This is a genomic window from Bacillus cereus group sp. Bce041 (assembly GCF_052646455.1).
In genome coordinates this window covers 37,468-61,761 of record NZ_JBQXON010000018.1, presented here as the reverse complement: position 1 = coordinate 61,761, position 24,294 = coordinate 37,468, and the positions used below count along the sequence as shown (strand labels likewise).

Below are 24,294 nucleotides of genomic sequence, written 5' to 3'. Positions count from 1 at the left end.
TAATGATGGCAGAGAGGTCACACCCGTTCCCATACCGAACACGGAAGTTAAGCTCTCTAGCGCCGATGGTAGTTGGGACCTTGTCCCTGTGAGAGTAGGACGTTGCCAGGCTAATATTATTCCGCAGTAGCTCAGTGGTAGAGCTATCGGCTGTTAACCGATCGGTCGTAGGTTCGAGTCCTACCTGCGGAGCCATTATGCTTCCATAGCTCAGCTGGTAGAGCACTTCCATGGTAAGGAAGAGGTCACCGGTTCAAGCCCGGTTGGAAGCTTGGGAATAGGTTTAAAACTTTTTTGGCCCGTTGGTCAAGTGGTTAAGACACCGCCCTTTCACGGCGGTAACACGGGTTCGAATCCCGTACGGGTCACCACTTTTGGAGGATTAGCTCAGCTGGGAGAGCACCTGCCTTACAAGCAGGGGGTCGGCGGTTCGATCCCGTCATCCTCCACCATATATATTTAAAATGTCGGAGGGGTAGCGAAGTGGCTAAACGCGGCGGACTGTAAATCCGCTCCTTCGGGTTCGGCAGTTCGAATCTGCCCCCCTCCACCATTTTCTTTAAAATAACCTGAGAGGGTTTATTTTTTTGAAAAGATAACCATACTAGTAAATATTAATGGGCTATAGCCAAGCGGTAAGGCAACGGACTTTGACTCCGTCATGCGCTGGTTCGAATCCAGCTAGCCCAGCCATTTACGAGCCATTAGCTCAGTTGGTAGAGCATCTGACTTTTAATCAGAGGGTCGAAGGTTCGAGTCCTTCATGGCTCATCATTTTTGCGGAAGTAGTTCAGTGGTAGAATACAACCTTGCCAAGGTTGGGGTCGCGGGTTCGAATCCCGTCTTCCGCTTAATTAATAAGGGGCCTTAGCTCAGCTGGGAGAGCGCCTGCCTTGCACGCAGGAGGTCAGCGGTTCGATCCCGCTAGGCTCCATCTAAATAAAAAAGCTTACATCATACGATGTAAGCTTTTTTTGTGTTTAAAAAGACAACTTTTATACTTGTCGTTTAAAATGAAGAAAACGTAAAAATAAGGGATGGGGAGATAATTGTGAAAGTTGTTATTGCATCTGATTCATATAAAGAAAGCCTAAAAGCTATAGAAGTATGTGGAGCTATTGAAAGAGGTTTTAGAGCAATTTTTCCTAATGCAGAGTATGTGAAAATACCAATTGGAGATGGAGGAGAAGGGACGGTTGAATCACTTGTTGATGCTACAGGGGGGAGAATTATATCAATTAGTGTGACAGGACCGCTTAGAGAAGGTATACAAGCTTTTTATGGCATTTCTAAAGATAAAAAGACAGCGTTTATTGAAATGGCAGCAGCATCAGGATTACAGCACGTTCCAGTTGAAAAGCGCAACCCACTTATTACAACGACAAAAGGAACAGGAGAACTTATATTACATGCGCTAGATCAAGGAGTGGAGTACATAATTTTAGGACTTGGAGGAAGTGCTACAAATGATGGCGGGGCAGGTATGTTAGCGGCTTTAGGAGTAAGGTTTATAAATGGTAAGGGTGAAGTAATAGATCCATCTGGAGGCACATTACACTCGATTGTTACTATTGATTTTTCACGAATGGACCCACGCTTAAAGGGGGTAAAGATAGAAGCGGCATGTGATGTGGATAATCCATTAGTCGGAATGCAGGGAGCATCTTTCGTATTTGGGAGACAAAAGGGTGCAAATATAGAGATGATGAAAGAGCTAGATGAGAATTTACAACATTATGCGAATATGCTTAAACGATATGTATCTTTTGATGTATCTGAAATACCTGGTGCAGGGGCAGCGGGAGGAATGGGAGCGGCTGTTATTTCAGTGTTAAAGGGAGACTTGCGTAGGGGCATTGAAATTGTATTAGATTATACAAATTTCGATAAACATATAGAAGATGCACATCTTATTATAACTGGTGAAGGTAGAATAGATAAACAAACTGCATATGGAAAGGCTCCTGTGGGTGTTGCGGGGCGTGCAAAACATTTTTCTGTGCCTGTAATTGCTATTGGAGGGTCTGTATCATCTGATTATTCAGCTGTGTACGAGAAAGGAATAGATGCGGTATTTAGTATCACAACGAGACCGATGACACTAGAAGAAGCATATAAAGTAGCAGAAGAAAATATTGAAATGACAACGAAGAATATTGCAACAGTATGGAAAATAGCATCAGAAAAACACTTCTAAATATAGGAGTGTTTTATTATTATTATTTAATAATAGTGATTGCGATTGTTTCATTAAGTTAACTTTATACATAGAATAGTCTTAAAATTTGGTTTTCAACGTGAATATAAGTGAATAAATTGTATATCCATACAGAAAAATGTCGAGTTGAGTCAGACTATATAAAAGATTTAAAATATTTAGTGAAGGCATAAAAGGGGGATACTATCTATGAAAAAAGAAATCTCAGTTATTGGAGTTCCAATGGATTTAGGACAGATGCGTCGTGGAGTTGATATGGGACCGAGCGCGATCCGTTATGCAGGGGTAATTGAAAGAATTGAAGAAATTGGATATGACGTTAAAGATATGGGAGATATATGTATAGAGAGAGAAAAAGAGATAGATGAAAATACAAAATTAAGAAACCTTACACAAGTTGCAACTGTATGTAATGAATTAGCAAGTAAGGTGGATCATATTATAGAAGAAGGTCGTTTTCCACTTGTATTAGGTGGTGACCATAGTATTGCTATCGGTACATTAGCTGGTGTAGCAAAACATTATAAAAACTTAGGCGTTATTTGGTATGATGCACACGGTGATTTAAATACAGAGGAAACTTCACCATCTGGAAATATTCATGGTATGTCACTTGCAGCAAGTGTAGGTTATGGACATTCTTCACTTGTAGATTTATACGGAGCATATCCAAAGGTGAAAAAAGAGAATGTCGTAATTATCGGTGCGCGTGCATTGGATGAAGGAGAAAAAGATTTCATTCGCAATGAAGGTATTAAAGTGTTCTCAATGCATGAAATTGATCGTATGGGGATGACGGCTGTGATGGAAGAAACAATCGCATATTTATCTCATACCGATGGTGTACACTTATCATTAGATTTAGATGGTCTTGATCCTCATGATGCACCAGGTGTTGGAACGCCTGTAATTGGCGGTCTATCTTATCGTGAAAGTCATTTGGCGATGGAAATGTTAGCAGAAGCTGATATTATCACATCTGCTGAATTTGTTGAGGTAAATACGATTTTAGATGAGAGAAATAGAACGGCAACAACAGCAGTTGCTTTAATGGGTTCTTTATTCGGTGAAAAACTAAAATAAATGTAAGAAAAGCAACTGAGAAGTTGCTTTTTTTATTTGAAAATAAGCGTATAATAATGATTTATATTATACTGTACAATAAAAATGTTTGACATCTTACCAATTTGAGCTAAAGGGGGTTGTTTGTAATTGTCGTTTGTTTCATGTATGGTATAATTAACTAGTTGTTGGAAATACATACAGATAGAGCATAAAACAATATTTCAATATATGGATAGAATTGCTCGTAAGTAGGAGGAAGGGATAGCATGCCTTTTGAAGATACGACCATTTTGAAATATCTTAGTACGGCATTAGATATTGCCATTGTATGGTTTATTATATATAAGCTAATTCTTATAATCCGAGGGACGAAAGCTGTTCAACTTTTAAAAGGGATTACAGTTATTATCGTCGTTAAGATGATCAGTATTTTCCTTGAATTGCGTACGCTATCTTGGCTAACTGAACAAGTATTAACGTGGGGATTTTTAGCCGTTATTATTATTTTTCAGCCAGAATTGCGAAGAGCACTTGAGCAGCTAGGGCGCGGGAGTTTATTTTCGCGTGTTGGAACGCATGAGGATGATGAACCTGAAATGGTTGCAACAGCGATAGCAAAAGCAACCGAATATATGGGGAAACGTAGAATTGGTGCATTAATTACTTTGTCAAAAGAGACCGGTATGGGTGATTATGTGGAAACGGGTATTCCGCTTAATGCAAACGTATCATCGGAATTACTTATTAATATTTTTATTCCAAATACACCTCTTCATGACGGAGCGGTAATTATGCAAGGAAGTACAATTAAAGCAGCAGCATGCTATCTTCCATTATCAGAAAGTCCGTTTATTTCTAAAGAATTAGGAACTAGACATCGTGCTGCAATGGGAGTTAGTGAAGTTACTGATAGTATTACAGTAGTTGTGTCTGAAGAAACTGGTCAAATTTCTTTAACGAAAAATGGTAAGTTGCATCGTGATTTGAAGACAGAACAGCTGAAAGATATGTTATTAGCTGAATTTAGTGGAAACGAAAAAACGACTTCTTCGTCTTTATGGAATTGGAGGAGAAAGCGTCATGGATAAGTTAATGGAGAATCATTGGTTTTTAAAAGGGATCTCATTACTATTGGCGTGTATGCTTTTTATGTCAGCGACGTTAACTGAAAAAAATACGACATCAGGTATATTACCTTTTGCAAATGATACGAAAGAAACATTAACTAATTATGCTATTAATCTTAAGTATGATGAGGAGAAATATATTGTAAGTGGTATTCCGGCAGAGGGCGTTAAAGTAAAATTAGAAGGCCCAAAAGCATCAGTTGCTACAGCAAAAGCAAAAAAACAATTTGACATACCGGTTGATTTGCGAGATAGTCCAAAAGGAACTTATGAGATTTCTTTAAAAACGAACGGGCTTCCAGATGATGTGAAAGGAACAGTTCAGCCATCAACAATTAAAGTTACTCTTCATGAAAAGGCGAGAAAATATGTTCATGTAGATCTGAAATTATCAAATGAGGATCAGATGCCAGCGGGGGCTACTCTAGAAAAATCAAGCCTTAAACCGGATACTGTTGAGGTAGTTGGGACGAAAGAAGAAATTGAAAGCATTTCCTCTGCCAAAGCGTATGTTGATTTAAAAGGTGTTAATAAAACTGTTACAAAAACGCCCGAAGTTACATTATACAATAAAGAAGGAAAACGTTTAAATGTAAGAACAAGTCCATCTAAGATTAGTGTAACGTTGAATGTGGCAACGCAAACTACAGCCAATAATACTGAAAAAACTGTTCCTGTAACGTATACGAAGAAGGGGAGTTTAGCAGAAGGATTGGCGGTTACAAATATCAGTGTTGAACCGAGAGAAGTAACGATAGCTGGTCCAAAAGATATTTTGGATAATATACAATCGCTAGAGGGGGTCGAAGTAGATCTTAGTCAATTGACAGAGTCTACAACATTCGATGCCTCTGTTTTATTACCCAAGGGTGTAACAAGTGCAAAACCGAATCAAGTGAAGGTTTCGGTGGGAGTGCAAAAAACAAAACAAACGAAAACAAAAACGATTGATGGTATCCCAATCCAGAAAAATGGACTGTCTAAAGATGTTACTGCTCAGCTACTTTCGCCGCAAGATGGAAAGATAAGTGTTGATATTTCAGGAGAAGCAAGTATAGTAGATAAAATAACAGCTGCTCAAATAACAGCGGTAATTAATCTGCAAAATGTATCCTCAGGGACGAAAGATATTTCCATTCAAGTGAGCGGTCCTGGTAATATTTCAATAGAGCCAAAACAAAAAAGTGCTAAAGTTACTATTGTGAAGAAAGAAAAACCAGATAAAGAAGTACAGGGTAACGGTCAACAACCGGATTCAAATACGGATCAAGAAAATCAAAATGAGAAACCAAAAAATCCTGAACCTGATTCAGAAAAAGAACAGGAAAAGAATCAAAACCAAAACCAAAATCAAAATCAAGATAAAGATAAAGAAACGAGTCAAGAACCAACAGTAGATAATCAAAAAGAGCAAGAAAAAGGAGCGAATCATAATGGGTAAATATTTTGGTACAGATGGAGTACGCGGAGTTGCAAATAAGGAGTTAACACCTGAATTAGCTTTCAAAATTGGACGTTTTGGTGGTTATGTATTAACAAAAGATACAGATCGTCCAAAAGTAATTATCGGTCGTGATACACGTGTATCTGGTCATATGTTAGAAGGAGCTTTAGTAGCAGGTCTATTATCAACTGGAGCAGAAGTAATGCGCCTTGGCGTTATTTCTACACCGGGCGTTGCTTATTTAACAAAAGCACTAGATGCACAAGCGGGTGTTATGATTTCTGCATCTCATAATCCAGTACAAGATAACGGTATTAAATTCTTTGGTTCAGACGGCTTTAAATTAACAGATGAGCAAGAAGCTGAGATTGAAGCTTTATTAGACAAAGAAGTTGATGAACTACCACGTCCGACAGGTACTAATCTTGGACAAGTGAGCGATTACTTTGAAGGTGGACAAAAATATTTACAGTACATTAAACAAACTGTTGAAGAAGATTTCTCTGGCCTACATATCGCTTTAGATTGTGCACATGGTGCAACTTCTTCTCTAGCTCCATACTTATTTGCAGACCTAGAAGCTGATATTTCAACAATGGGAACTTCTCCAAACGGTATGAATATTAATGAGGGTGTAGGATCTACACATCCAGAAGGCTTAGCTGAATTGGTAAAAGAAAAAGGTGCGGATATCGGACTTGCTTTTGATGGCGATGGCGACCGTTTAATTGCTGTAGACGAAAAAGGAAACATCGTTGACGGTGATCAAATTATGTTCATTTGTGCGAAATATATGAAAGAAACTGGTCAATTAAAACATAATACAGTTGTTTCAACTGTTATGAGTAACTTAGGTTTCTACAAGGCACTTGAAGCAAATAATATTACAAGTGATAAAACAGCAGTTGGTGACCGCTACGTAATGGAAGAAATGAAGCGTGGAGGTTACAACCTAGGTGGAGAACAATCAGGCCATATTATCTTACTTGATTACATTACAACTGGTGATGGAATGTTAAGTGCACTTCAACTTGTAAACATCATGAAAATGACGAAAAAGCCATTATCTGAGCTTGCAGGAGAAATGACGAAATTCCCACAATTGTTAGTAAACGTTCGTGTAACAGATAAAAAATTAGCATTAGAAAATGAAAAAATTAAAGAAATTATTCGTGTTGTAGAGGAAGAAATGAACGGTGATGGCCGTATTCTTGTTCGTCCATCTGGAACAGAGCCACTTATTCGTGTAATGGCAGAAGCACCAACACAAGAAGTTTGTGATGCATATGTACATCGCATTGTAGAAGTTGTGAAAGCTGAAGTTGGCGCTGAATAATTAGCTGAATTTATATGAAAAAGGAGCACAAAAAGTGCTCCTTTTTCATATGTTTTATAGACGATGAAAAAAATTTCATTGACGGTTTATCCATGTTTGTTATAAGATGGTCTTGTTCTTTTTCTCAAAGGAAATATTGTAAATTATAAAAGCGCCAGAACTACAAATAGTGTAGTTGACGAGGTGGGGTTTATCGAGATTTCGGCGGATGACTCCCGGTTGTTCATCACAACCGCAAGCTTTTACTTAAATCATTAAGGTGACTTAGTGGACAAAGGTGAAAGTGTGATGAGAGAAGAGGAACGGATGAAAACTAGCTGTATAAGTATATACGGACTTAAACCCAATCGAGAGGAAGGTGAAAGCCGTTACAAGCTTACAGGGCTAGCAATATGTAATCCGTTTTTTAGTATAAATAAAAATGGTATCGGACTATGTCGTTACATGTTCGCAGAGCAGTGTAAGCATTTGTAACGGCGACTAAACATGTGTGGAATCGTAGGATTTATTGGAGAGCAAGATGCAAAGGAAATTTTATTAAAAGGTTTAGAAAAGCTAGAATATCGTGGATATGATTCAGCAGGTATTGCAGTACAAGCAGAGAACGGTGTTGTTGTATACAAAGAAAAAGGCCGTATCGCAAAACTTCGTGAAATCGTAGATGAGAACGTAGCAGCAAGCGTGGGTATCGGACACACACGCTGGGCTACACACGGTGTTCCAAGTAAAGTAAACGCGCATCCGCATCAAAGTACATCAAAACGCTTTACATTAGTTCATAACGGTGTAATTGAAAACTATGAATTAGTGAAAAAGGAATATTTACAAGATGTAACGTTCGTAAGTGAAACAGATACAGAGGTTATCGTACAGCTTATGGAACAACAAGTGAGCACAGGATTAAGTGTAGAAGAAGCGTTCCGTAATACGCTATCTCTTTTACATGGCTCTTATGCAATCGGATTACTTGATGCTGAAAATCCAAACATGATTTATGTTGCTAAAAACAAAAGCCCGCTATTAGTAGGTGTTGGTGACAACTTTAATGTTGTGGCAAGCGACGCTATGGCGATGTTACAAGTTACAGATCAATTTATTGAGTTAATGGATAAAGAAATCGTAATCGTAACGAAAGAAAGTATTACAATTAAAAACTTACAAGGTGAAACGATTGAACGTGCACCGTTTACAGCGGAATTAGACGCAAGTGATATTGAAAAGGGAACATATCCTCATTTCATGCTTAAAGAAATCGATGAGCAACCACTTGTAATCCGTAATATAATTCAAAAGTATCAAGATGAAAATGGCGAAATTGAATTAAATCAAGACATCCGCAATGCGATCTTAGATAGCGATCGTATTTACATCATTGCATGTGGAACGAGTTATCATGCAGGTCTTGTTGGAAAACAATTTATCGAGAAGTTTGCAAAAATGCCAGTTGAAGTACACGTGGCAAGTGAATTCTCTTACAACATGCCATTATTAACAGAAAGACCATTCTTCATTTACATTTCACAAAGTGGTGAAACAGCTGATAGCCGTGCAGTACTTGTGCAAACAAATGAAATGGGCCATAAAGCATTAACAATTACAAACGTGCCTGGTTCTACGCTTTCTCGTGAAGCTGATTATACACTTCCGTTATACGCTGGACCAGAAATTGCAGTTGCATCAACGAAAGCTTACACAGCACAGCTTGCAGTACTTTCAATTTTAGCGGCTGATATTGCTAAAGCAAAAGGTGAAGTTCTTGATTTCGATTTAACACACGAACTAGGACTTGTAGCAAATGCAATGATAGAACTTTGTGATCAAAAAGAAGAAATGGACGCATTAGCAAAACAATTTTTAGCGACAACGCGTAACTGTTTCTTCATCGGACGTAGCGTAGACTTCTACGTAGGATTAGAAGGTGCGTTAAAACTAAAAGAAATCTCTTACATCCAAGCAGAAGGATTCGCTGGAGGAGAGTTAAAACACGGTACAATCGCTTTAATCGAAAATGGTACACCAGTTATCGCACTTGCTACACAAGAGCACGTAAACCTTGGAATTCGCGGCAACGTGAAAGAGGTAGTAGCACGCGGAGCTAACCCATGTATCATCTCAATGAAAGGCTTAGAAATGGAAGGAGACAGCTTCGTATTACCAGCTGTACACGAAGCGCTAGCACCGCTAGTAGCAGTTATTCCATTACAACTTATCTCATACTACGCAGCACTTCACCGCGAGTGTGACGTTGATAAGCCACGTAACTTAGCTAAGTCTGTTACTGTTGAGTAGGAGATTGGTAGGTTAATAAGTATAGTTATACGTTTGAAATAAATTAAAACTAAGAAAAAACTCTGTAAAAATCATTTTACAGAGTTTTTTTAGTTATTTATTGTTTTACATAACAAATTGTTACTTGTTCGTCTATGTGGAAAATCTGTAACGCTTTACCATCTAAATTTTTAACCTCATATGATGAATAAATAGGTCTTTCCAATTTCACTTCTTGACCATTTTGAGTTCCTTTTTCCACCATTAGCGTTAACTGATGGGAAGAAACGTCTGCTTGGTATGTTCCTGTTAAGTAATTATCTTTATTTGGATAAGAACCATTTGCATATGTTTCAAATGTCTTATCTGCTTTTAGGACTAACGTAGTTTTGACTCCGTCTCCGTAATCAATACCCCAATTACCTACAAGCTCTGTACCGTCTTTATAGTTGTTCTGTACATTCTTAAACTTAGCGGAATCCTCGTCTGGTGTATCAATTTTTCCTTTGAATATACCAGTTTTATCTTGGGTACTGTATGTTTTAACTGTATTACCACTAGATAAACTCGGTGAGTTAGAAGAACTAGTACCACTTGTTGTAGAAGTAGTTGTTGAACCACCCTTAGCTTCCGCTTTTAACTTATTAAATACAGGTTTCCAAATGCGTTTTGCTTCATCTAATTTATTGTTTGCTTTATCTATGATTGCATCATCCGTATCTTTAAGTGTTTTAGAGTAATCAAATAACTTCGATACTTCTTTGAAAGATTCTTTTAACTTTTGAACAGCTTTTACAATTTCCTTATGATCTTCCTTGTATTTTCCTGGTGCATCTATACGCTCTATTTTATTAAATACTTTATCTAAGTCTTTAATACTATCTCGTACCTCTTCATTTGACTTACTTCCCTTTTTATTATCCCTCACAGAAGCATCATAGTAATCTAGACGTCTTAATAAGTCTTCTTCAATGTCTACCATAAGTTGTGGGTAATCCTCAGGCAAAACCATAATCATCTTAACATCTTTACTTTCTTCTTTTGAGTTAGTTGATTTTTCCTTTGTTTCAGATGATTTACCTTCTGTCTTAGTTTCTTTACTTTCTTGTTTACCAGATTCAGCATTTGTTTTTTCTTTTTCTCCAAATAAATTTGTTACACTACAAGCTGACATAGAAACTACTAATCCAGATGCTAGTAAAATTTTACCTGTACTCTTTTTGAAATTCTTCATATGATTTTTCAATTCTCCCTTTCAAAACATAAAATAGATGTGCTTTAGCCCCTTTAAAACTAAAAAACATACCCCTTCTATATTTATTTTATAATACCTTTCTATGTATAATATTTTACAATTAATTACAGATACGGTCAAAATTTATCTTAGTTTAACGATGTTCACAAAAAAGATGCGAAGCTTTATTCCTTCAAGTAAAGATTCTAAGTGAGTTTTGATTAAAATTTTTTTATAAAAATCTCATACTTAGTTAAAAAGAGTGATTCTATTTTGATCAATCGTTTTTTCAAAATGAATTTTTTTGTTGTTAAATAAAGATTTGTGACTTCATTTTTATCAAATTTTATTCCAAACCAATATATAGTTATAGCTTTAAAATAAATTTACAAATTTGTATCTAAAAGGGGTGTTTTTGTGTCGAAAAAGAACATCTAGAATTGGTAAGTGGATAGAACTCCATAAATTAAAGTTTTACTTTATCGACTTCACTTTTATTTATCTGAATTTTCCGTTATCATTTTAAGTATTCGTGAACAATTTCCTTTATTACGGCAAAAAGAGACGAGAGATTTATGGACATTTCAAGGGGGGATATTGATGAAAGTGAATGAAAAAACATATCTAAGTATAGAAGAGATTATTTCATTGCCAACCGTATCAAGTACAAACATAAGTGATGATGGTAAAAACGTAGCATTTGTTAAGAAGACGGCTGATTGGAAAGACAATACATATAGGAATCATGTATGGATATATGAAAAAGATAAGAAGCAGAGTTACCCATTATCAAATGGTGATATAGATAGTACACACCCATTATGGTCTCCAGATGCTAGGTGTATCGCATATCTTAGTCCAGTTGGTGATGGGAAAAATCAGATATTTGTTAAGTCACTAGATGGTTATAGAGAGGTTCAAATTACCGATGAGAAAGAAGGAGTCAGTACATTCAAATGGGGTCCTACTGGCAAGGGTCTTTATTATGTTACGCAGTCAAAAGAATGTGAGGAGATAAAGAAACGTAAGGATCTATATGGAGATTTTCAACATATAGGTAAGGAACACCAGAATAATTGTTTATATTACATTGAAATAGAGAAGGTGATACAAAGTGATACAGATGAACACGAGAACAGAGTTGTTTATCAATTAACGGATGGTAAGGATTTTCATATCCATGAATTTGATATTTCAAATGATGGTAAAAAGGTTGTATTTATGGCGACACCAAGCTCGAATATGGCAGATTATATAAATGGAGATTTATACATACTCCATATTAAAGCTGGAGAGCTACAAAAGCTGAATGTGGATAAGTTGTTGGGAGGGAGTGTTTGCTTTTCTCCTGACGGCAGTGAAATATGTTACACAGCAAGCATAAGAGAGAAGGGTTACTATAGAAACCATATACAAGATAGTACGTTAGAGATATATGATATAAATACCGGAGAGCTAATTCAACCTTTAACAGATTTTGATAGTACGGTTATGCCATTACAGTGGACAGCTAAAGGGGTTTTAATTAGGTGGCAGAATAAAACGAATTATCTTATTGGATTGCTAGCCGAAGATGGCACTGTGGAAATATTAAGCGAAAAAGTAGATGGCTTTATAATGGATGCTTCTATAACAAAGGATGGCAAACATATATCCTACAATAAGGCTATAACAAATGAAACCTTTGAAATCTATTTAGACGATAAAAAAATAACGGATGAAAATAGCTTTTTCAAAGGGAAACTTAGAAGTAACAGGGAAATCATCTCATGGAAAAGTAGCGATGGTCTTGAAATAGAAGGTGTTTTATCAACGCCAGTAGAGTTGGACAATAATAAAAAATATCCTTTATTAGTAGTAATTCACGGCGGTCCGGCTTGGGCATCTTTTCCGATATTTTCAGACTGCTTCAATGAGAAATATCCGATTGAACAGTTTGTTGAAAAGGGCTTTATCGTTTTAGAACCAAATTACAGAGGAAGTTCAGGTTATGGTAATGAATTTTTAAAAGCTAACTATAGAAAACAGGGGATTGCTGACTACGATGATGTTATATCTGGAGTGGATGAACTAGTAGAAAAAGGGATGGTAGACAAGGATAGAGTAGGAGTTATGGGATGGAGCAACGGTGGATATGTATCAGCTTTCTGTTCTACGTTTAGTAGTCGGTTTAAAGCTATTTCAGTTGGCGGTGGAATAACTAACTGGAGTACCCATTATGTAAATACAGATATACCTTACTTTATTAGAATGTATTTAGGAAATACTCCATGGAATGATCCAGAGATATATACGAAGACATCACCTATGACGTATATTAAATCAGCTTGTACGCCTACCTTAATTCAACATGGGGAAAAGGATGCAAGAATTCCAATTACAAATGCATATGATCTATATCAAGGATTAATGGATATGGAAGTTGATACAGAATTAATTATATTTAAAGGAATGGCATATAGTTCTGACCAACCAGGAGTTCATGTGGCTATTATGAAGCAGAACTTGATGTGGTTTTCACACTATATTCTTGGAGAGAGTATGGAGGGTTTTAGGACTTTGTAAGGGATGTTTGTACAAGACATAAGGTTGAAACGGTCTTCATATTGAGATGATTTATTATAAAATATATACTTAAACTACTATCAGTACATAAATCAGGGAGGACTAATATGACAGGAAATAAAAATGACTTACTAGTAGAAAAACGTGAAGAGTTATTGAAAGTATTGCAAGCTCGTTTTGAGAAAAACATGAACCGCCATGAAGGTCTTGAATGGGCTAAAGTTGAAGCGAAGCTGACTACTAATAATGAAAAAATGTGGTCACTTAACGAAATGGAAGTAACTGGTGGTGAACCGGATGTTGTTGGTTATGATGAAGAAAAGGACGAATATACTTTCTATGATTGTTCAAAGGAGAGTCCTAAAGGCCGCAGAAGTCTTTGTTATGATCTTGAAGCGTTAGAATCAAGAAAAAAACATAAACCAGAAAATAACGTTATTGATGTTGCCAATGCTATGGGCATTGAATTATTAACGGAAGAACAGTATCGGGAATTGCAACAACTTGGCGATTTTGACATGAAATCATCAAGTTGGGTACAAACACCTTCAGATATTCGAGAACTCGGTGGTGCTTTATTTTGCGATTATCGCTTTGGACATGTGTTCGTGTACCATAATGGAGCAGACTCTTACTATGCTGCCAGAGGTTTTCGTGGCTCGTTAAAAGTTTAAATTAGGAGAAATAAGAAAAAGAGCCTATATTCAGGCTCTTTTTCTTATTTATATTTTAAAAGTAAACTGTTACTATGCAGTTTTACTTAATTTATATGTTCCGTGGTTGTTTTTACGGAAAAGTTTAGGGAAAACATAGCCATCTAATCCAATACGTCCAGCGTTCTGCCCTGCAACTAAAATGAACATAGTCAAAATAAGCAGGTTTGGGTTTACACTAACGGTTCCACTTAATAAAAATGAAAGATTCATTATGATTCCGAAAAATGCAGCTGTTTTTGTTAATCCGCCTAAAATTAAACCTAGACCTACTAAAATTTCTCCCCATTGAACTAAAAAGCTAAATAGGTCTGCGTTTGGAAGGACAAAATGTTGAAGAAAATCTGCCCACCAACTTTGTACTGCAGGGTGGTCACCTGATGCTTGAGCAATAGCACCCTTTAAAAAGCCACTTGCGTCAAAAGATTGTCCGAAGACTTTGCCTATCCCAGCAGCGAGCCATGTATACCCTATGTAAAGCCGTAAAAGTAATAATATGAAAGTAGCACGTTTATCAGTTCTTAAAAAATTGATAACCATTGAAATCCCTCCAATATTGTATTTACATGTTTATTATATATATATTGTGAATAAATTCACAATAGAGGAAATGTGAACGAATATATGTTTTGAGTAATTGTTTTATTTTTTGTAACATTTCATCTTTTTTGATAGACTAATAATAGAGATATATCAAAAGGAGGCAAAGACTAGATATGTGGATGAACTTGTAATGATTAGAAACTAGATAGATGAATTTTTCTCTCATAAGCGAGGGTTTATTTAGTTATCTGTAAATCATTCAAGGAATGCATATTTGGCTTGTACATCCCTTTTATAAGGATAGGTGCCTATTTTATGTATCTGTCTTTTTTGTGGGAAAGTTTATATCTCTTATATAAAATATGCGTCCTTTAAACTTGGAGGAGTATATGATGAACCAATTAAAAAATAAAGTAGCAGTTATTACAGGGGTAAGTCGTCTAGACGGTATAGGCGCAGCAATTTGCAAAGAATTGGCTGAATCAGGATACGATATATTTTTTACGTATTGGACGGATTATGATAAAGAGATGCCATGGGGCGTTGAGAAAAATGAACAAATACAATTAGAAGAAGAGCTATTACAAAACGGTGTTAGAGTATCAAGCATGGAGTTAGATTTAACTCGGAATGATGCACCGAAAGAGCTTATAAATAAAGTTACTGAACAATTAGGGTACCCTCATATATTAATTAATAATGCAGCATATTCTACGAATAATGATTTCTCTACGTTGACTGCTGAAGAATTAGATAAGCATTATATGGTGAATATTCGTGCGACTACATTGCTCAGTAGTCAATTTGCCCGTGGATTTGATAAAAAATCTGGTGGTAGAATTGTGAATATGACTTCGGGGCAATTTCAAGGTCCTATGGTAGGAGAACTAGCGTATGTAACAACGAAGGGAGCTATTGATGCTCTTACTAGTACGTTGTCAGCAGAGGTAGCTCATTTAGGAATAACAGTGAATGCAATTAATCCAGGACCAACTGATACAGGATGGATGACTGAAGAGATAAAACAAGGGTTAAAGCCGATGTTTCCTTTTGGCAGAATTGGTGAGCCAAAGGATGCAGCTAGACTCATTAAATTTCTAGTAAGTGAAGAAGCTGAGTGGATTACTGGGCAAGTTATTCATTCAGAAGGTGGATTTAAAAGATAAAAAAGAAGGTATCTCACCTTGGTGAGATACCTTCTTTTTTAATCTTTCTTCAATCTTCGTGCAACACCATTCCCTAAAGACTGTAATCCTTGAACGAGGATAATTAAAATAAAGACAGTTGCATACATTACTTCAGGCTCGTAGCGTAAATGTCCGAAGCGATATGCTAAGTCCCCTAGCCCACCAGCGCCTACAAGACCAGCCATTGCTGTTGCGCCGATTAAGCCAATCGTTGCAATTGTTAATCCAAGTACAAGGGAGGGACGAGCTTCTTTCACCATAACGTGCCAAATAATTTTTATAGTAGAAACGCCCATCGCTTGATAGGCTTCAATAACGCCGCGATCTACTTCTAATAAAGCAGTTTCCATTAATCGTGCAATATAAGGGGCCGTGAATACGACAAGCGGTACGATTACGCCTTGTACACCAATGGAGGTTCCCATTAGAAACTTTGTAAAAGGTAAAATGAAGAATAATAGAATGATAAATGGAAGAGAGCGAATGATATTAATAATTGTATTAAGAATTGGGTAAATGATTTTATTTTCGTGCTGCCCACCAGGTCTTGTTAAAACAAGTGTGACACCAAGTGGTAGTGCAATAAGGATAGAGATGAATAGTGAAATAGATGTCATTTGAAATGTTTGAATGGTTGCTTCCCATATGACTTTACCCCATTCATCCAAAAAGGACTTGTTTCCCATAATCTGTTCTACCCCCTTCTACGATGATTCCTTGCTCTTGTAAAAATGATAAAGCGTGGTTGATTTCATTTTGTTCCCCTTGCATATGAATGACAAGTTTCCCGTATGCCTCATGTTTTAACTGTGTAATATTACCGGATAAAATATTTGGATACACTTGGAAACGTTTTGTAGCGATAGCTAACGCTGGTTCACCAGAAGAATTTCCTATAAATGAAAGTGTTACGATTTCTCCGGTTCTTTGTAGTTCTTTTTGTACTTCAGCTGGGATTTTTGCTGCAAATGCACTATTTACAAATTTCTTCGTTGTTACATGTTGTGGGTTTGTGAAGATCTCCTTCACAGTCCCGCTTTCAATTACTGCTCCATGTTCCATAACAGCAACTCGGTCGCATATACGTTGGATGACATTCATTTCATGTGTAATTAATAAAATTGTAATCCCGATTTCCTCATTAATCTTTAATAATAGGTCAAGAATAGAATCAGTTGTTTCTGGATCTAAAGCACTCGTTGCTTCGTCGCTTAATAACACTTCCGGTTCATGTGATAGTGCACGTGCAATGGCAACACGTTGTTTCTGGCCACCAGAAAGTTCACTCGGATAGGCATCTTTTCGATTAAAAAGATCGACAATACGTAAATACTTTTCTACCCTTTTTTCAATTTCTAATTTTGGAACGCCAGCAAGGCGTAACGGTAATGCGATATTTTCATAAACGGTAACAGTTTTGAGCAAATTGAATCCTTGAAAAATCATCCCGATTTTTTGTCTCGCTTTTGCTAGTTCTTTTGTAGACAGTGTTGTTAAATCTTGCTCGTTTACAATAATATTTCCTGTCGTTGGTTTTTCTAATAAATTTACACAGCGAATTAATGTACTTTTGCCAGCGCCACTATATCCAATGATTCCAAATACTTCGCCCTTTTTTACTTGGAGGGAAGTGGACTTAAGAGCTTCCACATTCCCCTTTTTTGTTGTAAATACTTTGGATACATTTTTTAATTCAATCATTATCGTCAGCTCCTACCAAGACGGTAAAACAGAACCATCAAATTTTTTCTCGATAAATTCTTTTACTTCTTTAGATTGATAAGCTTTCTTTAATTTATTTACAACAACATCATCTTTATTTTCAGTACGAACAACGACCCAGTTCACATAAGGCGAATCTTTGCCTTCACGGAAAATGGAATCTTTCGCAGGGCTTAATTTTGCACCTAATGCAAAGTTTGTATTAATTGCAGCTGCTTTTACTTCACTTAGTTGTGTTGGTAATTGAGATGCCTCTAACTCAACAATCTTTAATTTTTTTGGATTTTCAATTACATCTTTCGCAGTCGCTTTTTCTGTCGCTTTTGGATCCACTTTTAAAACCCCTGCTTTTTCAAATAACTTTAAAGCACGAAGTTCATTCGTTGGGTCATTTGGGACAGCGATTGCGTCGCCCTCTTTTAATTCTTTTACATCTTTTATGTCTTTAGAATAGACGCCCATAGGGAATGTTACTGTTGAAAATACTTCGGTTAATTTCATATTACGTTCAGCTTTAAATACGTCTAAATATGATTTCGTTTGATAGCTATTTACATCAAGGCTTTTTTCATCTAATGATACGTTTGGCGCTACATAATCATTAAATAATTTTATATCAATTTCGAGACCATCTTTTGCTGCCACTTCTTTTACCTTTTCAAAAATCTGCTCATGCGGCCCGCCTGTTACACCGACAGTAATCTTTTTCTCATTTAACGCTTTTACTTGTTTATCTGAACCTGCGCTACATGCGCCTAATAATAGTACCGCTCCGCTTACAATGCTTAATAATACTTTCTTCATCTATGATTCCCCCTTCATATACGTTCCAAAATAAAAAGCACCTCTCAAAATAAGAGAGGTGCCGAATAGACGAAATAGGTTCCTCTCTTATCTTCCAAAACGAAAACTCGTTTTGCAGGAATTAGCACCTTAGCTTATACGTCATAAGCTCGGTTGCCGGGCATCATCGGGCCAGTCCCTCCGCCACTCTTGATAAGAGTATGTGTATGTAGTTTTGAATATGGTACTAATAGTAAATCGTACAAAAAGAATTGTCAACGATATTTTCAGAATATATTTTATTTTAAGGTAATCGAAACGTTCCCCTTTTTATGTCCTTTTTCTACATATATATGAGCTTCAGCAATTTCTTCTAATCGGTAAGTTCTATCAATAACAGGCTTTAGCTTTTCTGTTTCAGCTAGTTGTTTTAGTAGGTTCATATCTTCTTTACTGACTTTTGCCATCATTCCGTTCACAGATACATATTTTCCATTAGGCATTAATGCATCTGTACAAAGAGACTTATTATATTTTCCAACTGCATCAAATATAATATCATAGTGCTCGCCCCGCTTAGTAAAATCTTCTTTCATATAATCAATTACGTTGTCTGCCCCTAAAGCTGTTACTAAATCGAAATTCGAACTACTACAAATGGCTGTGACAGTCGCCCCGAAGTATTTCGCAAGTTGTACGGCAGCTGTCCCTACTGACCCAGAGGCACCGTATATAAGTACTCGTTGCCCTTTTTTTATCTGTCCTTTTCTAAGGAAGTGCAATGCTGAAGTTCCGCCAAAAGGAATAACGGCAGCTTCTTCATATGTCACATTGGTAGGTTTTAATGTTATTAATCCACTTTCATGCACGCATGTGTATTCGGCATAACCACCAAGATTTAGTTCTGTTAATGCAAAAATTTGATCTCCTTTTTTAAATTGAGTTACATCTGTCCCGATCTCCTCTATCTCTCCTGCTAATTCTACGCCAAGTATAGGGTTTCTCGGTTTTCTAAGTCCTAATATAAGTCGCATAGGAATCCAAAATAATAGAGGGCTATTAAATCCGCGTATTCTACAATCTCCAGTCGATACACTTGTTGCGTGAATTTTAACTAATACTTCGTTCTTTTTAGGTATAGGTTTCTCTATATTTTGAAGCTGAAGAACGTTAGGTGGTCCATACTGTGTGCAAATGATCGCCTTCATAATGTCCTCCTGAAATGAGTTGTCTTTATTTACATCATATTTAAGATCTTTATTAAACATGTCGCTATATAGTGAGTATAGATTAAAAATTATATAGATTTCATAGGAAAAGAGGTGATATTATTTTGGGAAAGGGGGCAACAGTATGAAAAAAATTATTTTTGTTTCAAGTTTAGTACTTGCAATCAGTCTAGGGGTAGGGTGTAGTAATGAGAAAACAGCAAAGACGGATGAGCCGAAAAAAGAATCCGTTCAAAAAGAAAAGGAATTAACGGCGAAAGATGTTTTCAAGAAAACGAATGAAGCTTTTAAAAATGAAGAACATGTAACGATGACATATGGTGTAGGGGTAAAAGCTGAGGGAACAGAGATGGATATATTAAAGGCTAAGATGCAATTAGAGCCAAAGACAAAGAATTCTCGTTCTGAAATGAATATTTCCGGTACAGATGTTGTAGTGTATACTGTGGATGGTAAAGTTGCTGGTGAGGTAAAAAACCCTAATACAGGAGAAGTTGTAACCGTACCAGAGGAGCAATTAAACGCTGGTGGAATGAAAGCGACTCAAGATATTATAGATAAATTAGAAGTACCGGAAGTAGTTTTAGATAAAATGAAGCTGGAGAAAAGCGGAGATAAATATAAACTGAAATTTACATTAAAAGGGCAAGAAACAGAAAGTATGTTAACTAGCATGGATGAAACGCAGAAGAAAATGTTACAAGCACAAAATGCGAAGATAGAAGAAGTGGATGCAGAATATATCATTACAAAAGATTTTAAATATGAATCAGCAAAGATAGACATGATTATGAGTAGCAATGGCAAGGATAAAGCACACATTATTACGAACGCAAAATATACGTCGTATGAAAAGTTTGACCCAATACAATTGCCAGCAGCAAAGTAACAGTTTTGATAAGGAGGGACCTAAAATAAGGTCCCTCTTTTTTGTATTCTTTCTTCATAGGAAAATAGGTACAATATAAAGAGGAAAAGATGTAGAAGAGGAGAGTGTCATTTGAAAAAAGGAAAGATAGCGGCGGTCATTGTTGCATATACGGTTTTGCTTGCAACGTCTGTACATACGTATAAAAAACAAATTGATCATCCTATTATGAGTGATGTAGGTAAATTGCTTCCGACAAAAATAAAACGTGTTGAAAGTGCTACGGAAGAGCGCTCGTTAATAAAATTAGTGCGAGATGCAAAAGTTTCAGGAGAGAAAATTTCCATTGCAGGCATGCAACATAGCCAAGGAGGACAGACATATTATCAAAATGGCACGATGCTCGATATGAAAGGATATAATAAAATATTAGAATTTGATCCAGAGAAGAAGCAGATTACAGTTCAAAGTGGTGTCACGTGGAATGATATTCAGAAGAAAATAAATCCATATGGCCTTGCGGTACAGGTCATGCAGTCTCAAAATATTTTTACTGTTGGTGGTTCATTAAGTGTAAATGTACACGGGCGTGATATTCGTCATGAGGCACTAATTGATACAGTAGATTCATTTAGATTGTTAATGGCAGATGGTACGGTACGTAATGTAAGTAGAGAAGAAAATGCAGAGTTATTTCCATATGTCATTGGGGGTTACGGTTTATTTGGAGTTATTTTAGATGTGACGCTGAAGTTAACAGATGATGAATTATATGAAATGCACACGAGAATGATAGATTATAAAGAATACGTATCTTATTTCAAAGAGAAAGTGAAAAGAGATGAAAATGTTCGTATGCACTTAGCGCGTATTTCTGTTGCTCCAAATTCATTTTTAAAAGAGATGTATGTGACAGATTATACTTTGGCACAAAATCAAAATATGAGAGAAGAGTACAGTGAATTAAAGGAAGAAAATATTATAGCGGTACCGAAATTTTTACTTGGGTTATCACGTTATAGTGATTGGGGAAAGAATACATTTTGGGATATACAAAGAGGTTATTTTGAACGTACAGATGGAAAGTATGAGACGCGTAATAATGTTATGAGATCAGATAGTGCTTTTATGGAATATGAAAATCCAAATAGGACCGAAGTGTTACAAGAATACTTTGTGCCTATAGATGCTTTCACGGAGTATATAGATGATTTACGTAACGTATTAAATGAAGAAGAGTTTAATTTACTCAACATTACGATTCGTTACGTGGAAAAGAATGAAAATGCAGTTTTGTCCTATGCGAAAGATGATATGTTTGCGCTGGTTCTTTTGATTAACCAGGGACGCTCAGAGAGTGAGATAAAGAAAACAGAGGATGTCATTCGGAAGATGATTGATGTTACTTTAAAGCATAACGGTAGTTACTATTTGCCGTACTATTCTTATCCAACGAAAGAGCAGTTAAAGAGGGCATATCCTCGTATTGAAGAATTTCTCAAGAAAAAGAAGGAAGTAGATTCAGAAGAGAGATTTGTGAATTTATTTTATAGGGAGTATACGAAATGACATATAGAAGATTTGTGGCTTCGCAAAGTATCATCATGATGGCAGGAAGTATGGTATTTCCTTTTTATATATTATTGCTTCGAAACGTTGGAAATAGCTTCTCGCAATTTGGCTGGGCGTATGGCTTATTTGCTTTAACATCAGCACTTGTATATCCACTAGTGGGAAAGATATCTGATCAAGTAGGTGATAAAAAATTATTAATCATATACGCTTGGTCCATGGCAATCTTAATGCTTTGCTTTCCGATTGCCACGGAAGTATGGCATGTATATATTCTTCAAATTGTAATGGGCATTTTAGGTGCTGTGCAGCGTAATACTGAGAAGACTTCGTTAGCACGAAAGGTTGCGCAGGAAAAGGCTGGTTATGAGATTGGAAAATACCATGTGTGGACATCCATTGGCGGAGCAGTAGCGGTTATTGCCACGGGATATTTAGTAGATTTCTTTACGATTGGTACAATTTTTTATATTGCATCTATTCTATATGTAGTGAGCGGGATTGTATTAAGTAGTAAAAAAATATAACTATTCCTATTTTCACCTTAATACCCTTTATTTGTTATACTAAAAGGGAATACAAAAGAAAAGGGGACAGTGCCTTTGATGAAATTTGTAGTTTTAGCTATTCTTACTTTGTTTTTGATTCCATGGACAAGAAGTAGTAGTAAGCTTCGAGCAGTGGATAAGAAGGGAGATAAGAAGGTTGTAAAGGGTAAGAAATCATCTATTTTAGTTATTCCTGTTTTATTTTGGATAGGTATTGCAATCTATGAATACTTTTGGCTAATTGATGATCGGGTAGACTCGATTCTTACTCATTATTCTGTTGCAGTAGCAATTTTAATTGGGCTTGTTTTATTTTCACAAGATCAAATAGGGAAATTAGAAGGCACATTAAAAGGACTTCTAATGTTTATTTTACTCGCAAGTTACGGCTACTTTGGTTATTTGCATGATATAGTAATCTCGCAAAAGAAATATGATTCTGTTGTTAAGGTAGAGAAAGATATTTCAGAGCCATTTACTGAAAATGACCAGCCGTTTACAGTGCCGCCAAAGACAGCGGAGAATAAGATGAAAAAAGTATTTGGTGATATTCCAAAAGTAGCTTATTTTGAGCTAGGAGAATTAACGCCACAAATGGTAAACGGCGAGGCTTTATATGTAGCGCCGATTGAAGTTTCAGGATTTTTTAAAGCGCGTAAAGCTGAGACAATTCCAGGGTACGTAACGATGTCAGGTACGAATCCTGATGCGGAAGCGAAACTGCACCTCGGTTATAAAATGAAATATGTGCCAAGCATGTTTTTTGGTAATAATTTAGAGCGTGTGGTAAGGCAAGAAGAACCAAATTTAATCTTTAAAGGAAAACCTAAATTTGAGGTTGATGATAAAGGAAAACCATATTATACAATGACGTATGGTGAATTTATTTCAGGAAGATCTGGATTTGAGGTAGAAGGTGTTGTCGTAGTAGATGCACAAACAGGTGAAGTGAAAAGATATGATAAAGGAAAGGCACCTAAATTTGTTGATGGTGTATTAAATCATGAGACTGCATCTACGTTAAATACGTACTTTGGTAAATATATTCACGGATTTTGGAATACGAAATTCTCACAAACAGATATGAAAATTCCGACTGAGTGGGGAACGAAAGAAGGCGTGACCCCGATCTTTGGTAAAGATGGAACATTGTATTATTTTACAGACTTTACTTCTCCAAAAGAAGGAGTAGATTCAGCCCTAGGCTATTCATTAGTAGATGCACGCACAGGCAAGCTATATTACTATAATGGAAAAGAAGTAAAGGGGATTATGGATGGTTCAGCAGCTACAGAAGTAGTAGATAATTCCTTTAAGAGAGAGAAATGGCATGGGACAATGCCTGTCATTTATAACGTATACGGTAAACCAGCTTGGATTATTCCGGTTGTTGATGACGGAGGCCTAGTACGTGCACATACAGTTGTATATGCTGCTAATGCAAAAATATTTGCGACAGGTTCTTCGCAGAAAGAAGCGCTTGAGAATTATAAAAACGTAATGAGCGGTAATGGTGATACATTTAGACCAACATCAACAGGAAAAGAAGCGCAAAAAGAAGGTATTGTACAACGTGTATATAAAGAAAAATCAGGTGAAAATACAATCGTGTACGTACTTTTAGAGAATGAACAAAAGGTATTTATGATACCGGTGAAGAAATTCCCATATGCTATGTTTACAGAAGTAGGAGACCCAATTCAAATTACATATTTAGATACGGGAGAGATGATGTCCTCAGTATCTAAATTTACGAATAGCAATGTGAAAAAGTAAAGCGATAGAATTTCTATCGCTTTTTTTACATTATGAAAGAGGAAAATGCGCTGTACTTGACGTATGTTTATGATGTAACTATAATTGTTACGATTC

20 protein-coding genes, 9 tRNA genes, 1 rRNA gene and 1 riboswitch are annotated in these 24,294 nt (G+C 36.4%); of the genes, 24 read left to right on the top strand and 6 right to left on the bottom strand.

Translation table 11 applies throughout. The annotated features are described in order from the left end of the window. The 17 genes from rrf to glmS form a co-directional block, all read left to right on the top strand. Window positions 1–111 (top strand): 5S ribosomal RNA (rrf, locus tag ACUN13_RS28725); the annotation flags it as partial. Window positions 112–120: 9 nt separating this feature from the next. Continuing rightward, window positions 121–195: transfer RNA gene (locus tag ACUN13_RS28720), tRNA-Asn, on the top strand. A 4-nt stretch (window positions 196–199) separates the two neighbouring features. Then, window positions 200–272, top strand: a tRNA-Thr gene (locus tag ACUN13_RS28715). Window positions 273–296: 24 nt separating this feature from the next. Then, a tRNA-Glu gene (locus ACUN13_RS28710) sits at window positions 297–371 on the top strand. A 5-nt stretch (window positions 372–376) separates the two neighbouring features. Next, a tRNA-Val gene (locus ACUN13_RS28705) sits at window positions 377–452 on the top strand. Between the two features lie 17 nt (window positions 453–469). After that, window positions 470–553: transfer RNA gene (locus ACUN13_RS28700), tRNA-Tyr, on the top strand. Window positions 554–618: 65 nt separating this feature from the next. Next, a tRNA-Gln gene (locus ACUN13_RS28695) sits at window positions 619–693 on the top strand. Window positions 694–698: 5 nt separating this feature from the next. Then, window positions 699–771, top strand: a tRNA-Lys gene (locus tag ACUN13_RS28690). Between the two features lie 8 nt (window positions 772–779). Further along, window positions 780–851 (top strand) — tRNA-Gly (locus ACUN13_RS28685). Between the two features lie 10 nt (window positions 852–861). Continuing rightward, window positions 862–934, top strand: a tRNA-Ala gene (locus ACUN13_RS28680). A 117-nt stretch (window positions 935–1,051) separates the two neighbouring features. Beyond that, window positions 1,052–2,197, top strand: coding sequence for a glycerate kinase (locus ACUN13_RS28675; protein ID WP_444877426.1), 1,146 nt, complete (start codon window positions 1,052–1,054; stop codon window positions 2,195–2,197). 210 nt (window positions 2,198–2,407) lie between these two features. Beyond that, window positions 2,408–3,301, top strand: coding sequence for an arginase (gene rocF / locus ACUN13_RS28670; protein WP_444877427.1), 894 nt, complete (start codon window positions 2,408–2,410; stop codon window positions 3,299–3,301). A gap of 248 nt (window positions 3,302–3,549) precedes the next feature. Further along, a complete protein-coding gene (gene cdaA, locus ACUN13_RS28665) occupies window positions 3,550–4,371 on the top strand; it encodes a diadenylate cyclase CdaA (RefSeq protein WP_001115697.1) in 822 nt (273 codons plus the stop codon). Beyond that, window positions 4,364–5,851, top strand: coding sequence for a CdaR family protein (locus ACUN13_RS28660; protein WP_025710369.1), 1,488 nt, complete (start codon window positions 4,364–4,366; stop codon window positions 5,849–5,851). The genes cdaA and ACUN13_RS28660 overlap by 8 nt, the downstream gene beginning before the upstream one ends. After that, window positions 5,844–7,190, top strand: coding sequence for a phosphoglucosamine mutase (gene glmM / locus ACUN13_RS28655; RefSeq protein WP_000521476.1), 1,347 nt, complete (start codon window positions 5,844–5,846; stop codon window positions 7,188–7,190). The genes ACUN13_RS28660 and glmM overlap by 8 nt, the downstream gene beginning before the upstream one ends. Before the next feature lie 288 nt (window positions 7,191–7,478). Next, a complete protein-coding gene (locus tag ACUN13_RS28650; protein WP_001206405.1) occupies window positions 7,479–7,664 on the top strand; it encodes a hypothetical protein in 186 nt (61 codons plus the stop codon). Between the two features lie 12 nt (window positions 7,665–7,676). Beyond that, entirely contained in the window at window positions 7,677–9,479 is a 1,803-nt protein-coding gene (gene glmS, locus ACUN13_RS28645; RefSeq protein ID WP_000334163.1) for a glutamine--fructose-6-phosphate transaminase (isomerizing), read from the top strand. A gap of 97 nt (window positions 9,480–9,576) precedes the next feature. On the opposite strand, the gene ACUN13_RS28640 is transcribed toward glmS, so the two are convergent. Further along, window positions 9,577–10,704 (bottom strand): DUF3994 domain-containing protein, encoded by a 1,128-nt coding sequence (locus ACUN13_RS28640; RefSeq protein WP_011109777.1) that lies wholly within the window; start codon window positions 10,702–10,704, stop codon window positions 9,577–9,579. A gap of 588 nt (window positions 10,705–11,292) precedes the next feature. Between ACUN13_RS28640 and ACUN13_RS28635 the strand changes: the two genes are divergently transcribed. Together ACUN13_RS28635 and ACUN13_RS28630 are read left to right on the top strand one after the other, a co-directional pair. Further along, window positions 11,293–13,257 (top strand): S9 family peptidase, encoded by a 1,965-nt coding sequence (locus tag ACUN13_RS28635; protein ID WP_242278670.1) that lies wholly within the window; start codon window positions 11,293–11,295, stop codon window positions 13,255–13,257. Between the two features lie 107 nt (window positions 13,258–13,364). Further along, window positions 13,365–13,931 (top strand): DUF4256 domain-containing protein, encoded by a 567-nt coding sequence (locus ACUN13_RS28630; RefSeq protein WP_000147394.1) that lies wholly within the window; start codon window positions 13,365–13,367, stop codon window positions 13,929–13,931. 72 nt (window positions 13,932–14,003) lie between these two features. Here ACUN13_RS28630 and ACUN13_RS28625 read toward each other — a convergent pair whose 3' ends face one another. Then, complete coding sequence (locus ACUN13_RS28625) at window positions 14,004–14,510, bottom strand: DoxX family membrane protein (RefSeq protein ID WP_000236367.1); 507 nt, start codon at window positions 14,508–14,510, stop codon at window positions 14,004–14,006. Between the two features lie 392 nt (window positions 14,511–14,902). Here ACUN13_RS28625 and ACUN13_RS28620 point away from each other — a divergent pair, with 392 nt between their 5' ends. Next, on the top strand, window positions 14,903–15,679 hold the full coding sequence (locus ACUN13_RS28620; RefSeq protein WP_242278669.1) for an SDR family oxidoreductase: 777 nt from the start codon (window positions 14,903–14,905) through the stop codon (window positions 15,677–15,679). A 38-nt stretch (window positions 15,680–15,717) separates the two neighbouring features. Here the strand turns inward: ACUN13_RS28620 and ACUN13_RS28615 are convergent, their stop codons facing one another. The 4 genes from ACUN13_RS28615 to ACUN13_RS28600 form a co-directional block, all read right to left on the bottom strand. Then, a complete protein-coding gene (locus ACUN13_RS28615) occupies window positions 15,718–16,386 on the bottom strand; it encodes a methionine ABC transporter permease (protein ID WP_000527137.1) in 669 nt (222 codons plus the stop codon). Then, a complete protein-coding gene (locus ACUN13_RS28610) occupies window positions 16,361–17,401 on the bottom strand; it encodes a methionine ABC transporter ATP-binding protein (protein WP_000571355.1) in 1,041 nt (346 codons plus the stop codon). The genes ACUN13_RS28615 and ACUN13_RS28610 overlap by 26 nt, the downstream gene beginning before the upstream one ends. 12 nt (window positions 17,402–17,413) lie before the next feature. Beyond that, on the bottom strand, window positions 17,414–18,226 hold the full coding sequence (locus ACUN13_RS28605) for a MetQ/NlpA family ABC transporter substrate-binding protein (protein ID WP_445424073.1): 813 nt from the start codon (window positions 18,224–18,226) through the stop codon (window positions 17,414–17,416). Window positions 18,227–18,310: 84 nt separating this feature from the next. Beyond that, window positions 18,311–18,425: riboswitch (SAM riboswitch) on the bottom strand. A gap of 79 nt (window positions 18,426–18,504) precedes the next feature. After that, the gene (locus ACUN13_RS28600) at window positions 18,505–19,413 is read right to left on the bottom strand and encodes an NAD(P)-dependent alcohol dehydrogenase (protein ID WP_000643880.1); all 909 of its coding nucleotides are present in this window, start codon (window positions 19,411–19,413) and stop codon (window positions 18,505–18,507) included. A 145-nt stretch (window positions 19,414–19,558) separates the two neighbouring features. Here ACUN13_RS28600 and ACUN13_RS28595 point away from each other — a divergent pair, with 145 nt between their 5' ends. The 4 genes from ACUN13_RS28595 to ACUN13_RS28580 all read left to right on the top strand — a co-directional run bounded on the left by ACUN13_RS28595 (window position 19,559) and on the right by ACUN13_RS28580 (window position 24,198). Continuing rightward, window positions 19,559–20,323, top strand: coding sequence for a DUF6612 family protein (locus tag ACUN13_RS28595; RefSeq protein ID WP_000720094.1), 765 nt, complete (start codon window positions 19,559–19,561; stop codon window positions 20,321–20,323). A 111-nt stretch (window positions 20,324–20,434) separates the two neighbouring features. Continuing rightward, on the top strand, window positions 20,435–21,871 hold the full coding sequence (locus ACUN13_RS28590) for an FAD-binding oxidoreductase (protein WP_445424072.1): 1,437 nt from the start codon (window positions 20,435–20,437) through the stop codon (window positions 21,869–21,871). After that, window positions 21,868–22,401, top strand: coding sequence for an MFS transporter (locus ACUN13_RS28585; RefSeq protein ID WP_000222361.1), 534 nt, complete (start codon window positions 21,868–21,870; stop codon window positions 22,399–22,401). The genes ACUN13_RS28590 and ACUN13_RS28585 overlap by 4 nt, the downstream gene beginning before the upstream one ends. A gap of 78 nt (window positions 22,402–22,479) precedes the next feature. Further along, window positions 22,480–24,198 (top strand): DUF3981 domain-containing protein, encoded by a 1,719-nt coding sequence (locus tag ACUN13_RS28580; RefSeq protein WP_242278673.1) that lies wholly within the window; start codon window positions 22,480–22,482, stop codon window positions 24,196–24,198. Window positions 24,199–24,294: the final 96 nt, after the last annotated feature.

Excerpts from the sequence above, each read along its gene's own strand:
- rocF (WP_444877427.1), top strand. The coding sequence starts at position 2,408 with ATGAAAAAAGAAATCTCAGTTATTGGAGTTCCAATGGATTTAGGACAG.
- cdaA (WP_001115697.1), top strand. The coding sequence starts at position 3,550 with ATGCCTTTTGAAGATACGACCATTTTGAAATATCTTAGTACGGCATTA.
- ACUN13_RS28660 (WP_025710369.1), top strand. The coding sequence starts at position 4,364 with ATGGATAAGTTAATGGAGAATCATTGGTTTTTAAAAGGGATCTCATTA.
- glmM (WP_000521476.1), top strand. The coding sequence starts at position 5,844 with ATGGGTAAATATTTTGGTACAGATGGAGTACGCGGAGTTGCAAATAAG.
- ACUN13_RS28650 (WP_001206405.1), top strand. The coding sequence starts at position 7,479 with ATGAGAGAAGAGGAACGGATGAAAACTAGCTGTATAAGTATATACGGA.
- glmS (WP_000334163.1), top strand. The coding sequence starts at position 7,677 with ATGTGTGGAATCGTAGGATTTATTGGAGAGCAAGATGCAAAGGAAATT.
- ACUN13_RS28635 (WP_242278670.1), top strand. The coding sequence starts at position 11,293 with ATGAAAGTGAATGAAAAAACATATCTAAGTATAGAAGAGATTATTTCA.
- ACUN13_RS28630 (WP_000147394.1), top strand. The coding sequence starts at position 13,365 with ATGACAGGAAATAAAAATGACTTACTAGTAGAAAAACGTGAAGAGTTA.
- ACUN13_RS28625 (WP_000236367.1), bottom strand. The coding sequence starts at position 14,510 with ATGGTTATCAATTTTTTAAGAACTGATAAACGTGCTACTTTCATATTA.
- ACUN13_RS28620 (WP_242278669.1), top strand. The coding sequence starts at position 14,903 with ATGATGAACCAATTAAAAAATAAAGTAGCAGTTATTACAGGGGTAAGT.
- ACUN13_RS28615 (WP_000527137.1), bottom strand. The coding sequence starts at position 16,386 with ATGGGAAACAAGTCCTTTTTGGATGAATGGGGTAAAGTCATATGGGAA.
- ACUN13_RS28610 (WP_000571355.1), bottom strand. The coding sequence starts at position 17,401 with ATGATTGAATTAAAAAATGTATCCAAAGTATTTACAACAAAAAAGGGG.
- ACUN13_RS28605 (WP_445424073.1), bottom strand. The coding sequence starts at position 18,226 with ATGAAGAAAGTATTATTAAGCATTGTAAGCGGAGCGGTACTATTATTA.
- ACUN13_RS28600 (WP_000643880.1), bottom strand. The coding sequence starts at position 19,413 with ATGAAGGCGATCATTTGCACACAGTATGGACCACCTAACGTTCTTCAG.
- ACUN13_RS28595 (WP_000720094.1), top strand. The coding sequence starts at position 19,559 with ATGAAAAAAATTATTTTTGTTTCAAGTTTAGTACTTGCAATCAGTCTA.
- ACUN13_RS28585 (WP_000222361.1), top strand. The coding sequence starts at position 21,868 with ATGACATATAGAAGATTTGTGGCTTCGCAAAGTATCATCATGATGGCA.
- ACUN13_RS28580 (WP_242278673.1), top strand. The coding sequence starts at position 22,480 with ATGAAATTTGTAGTTTTAGCTATTCTTACTTTGTTTTTGATTCCATGG.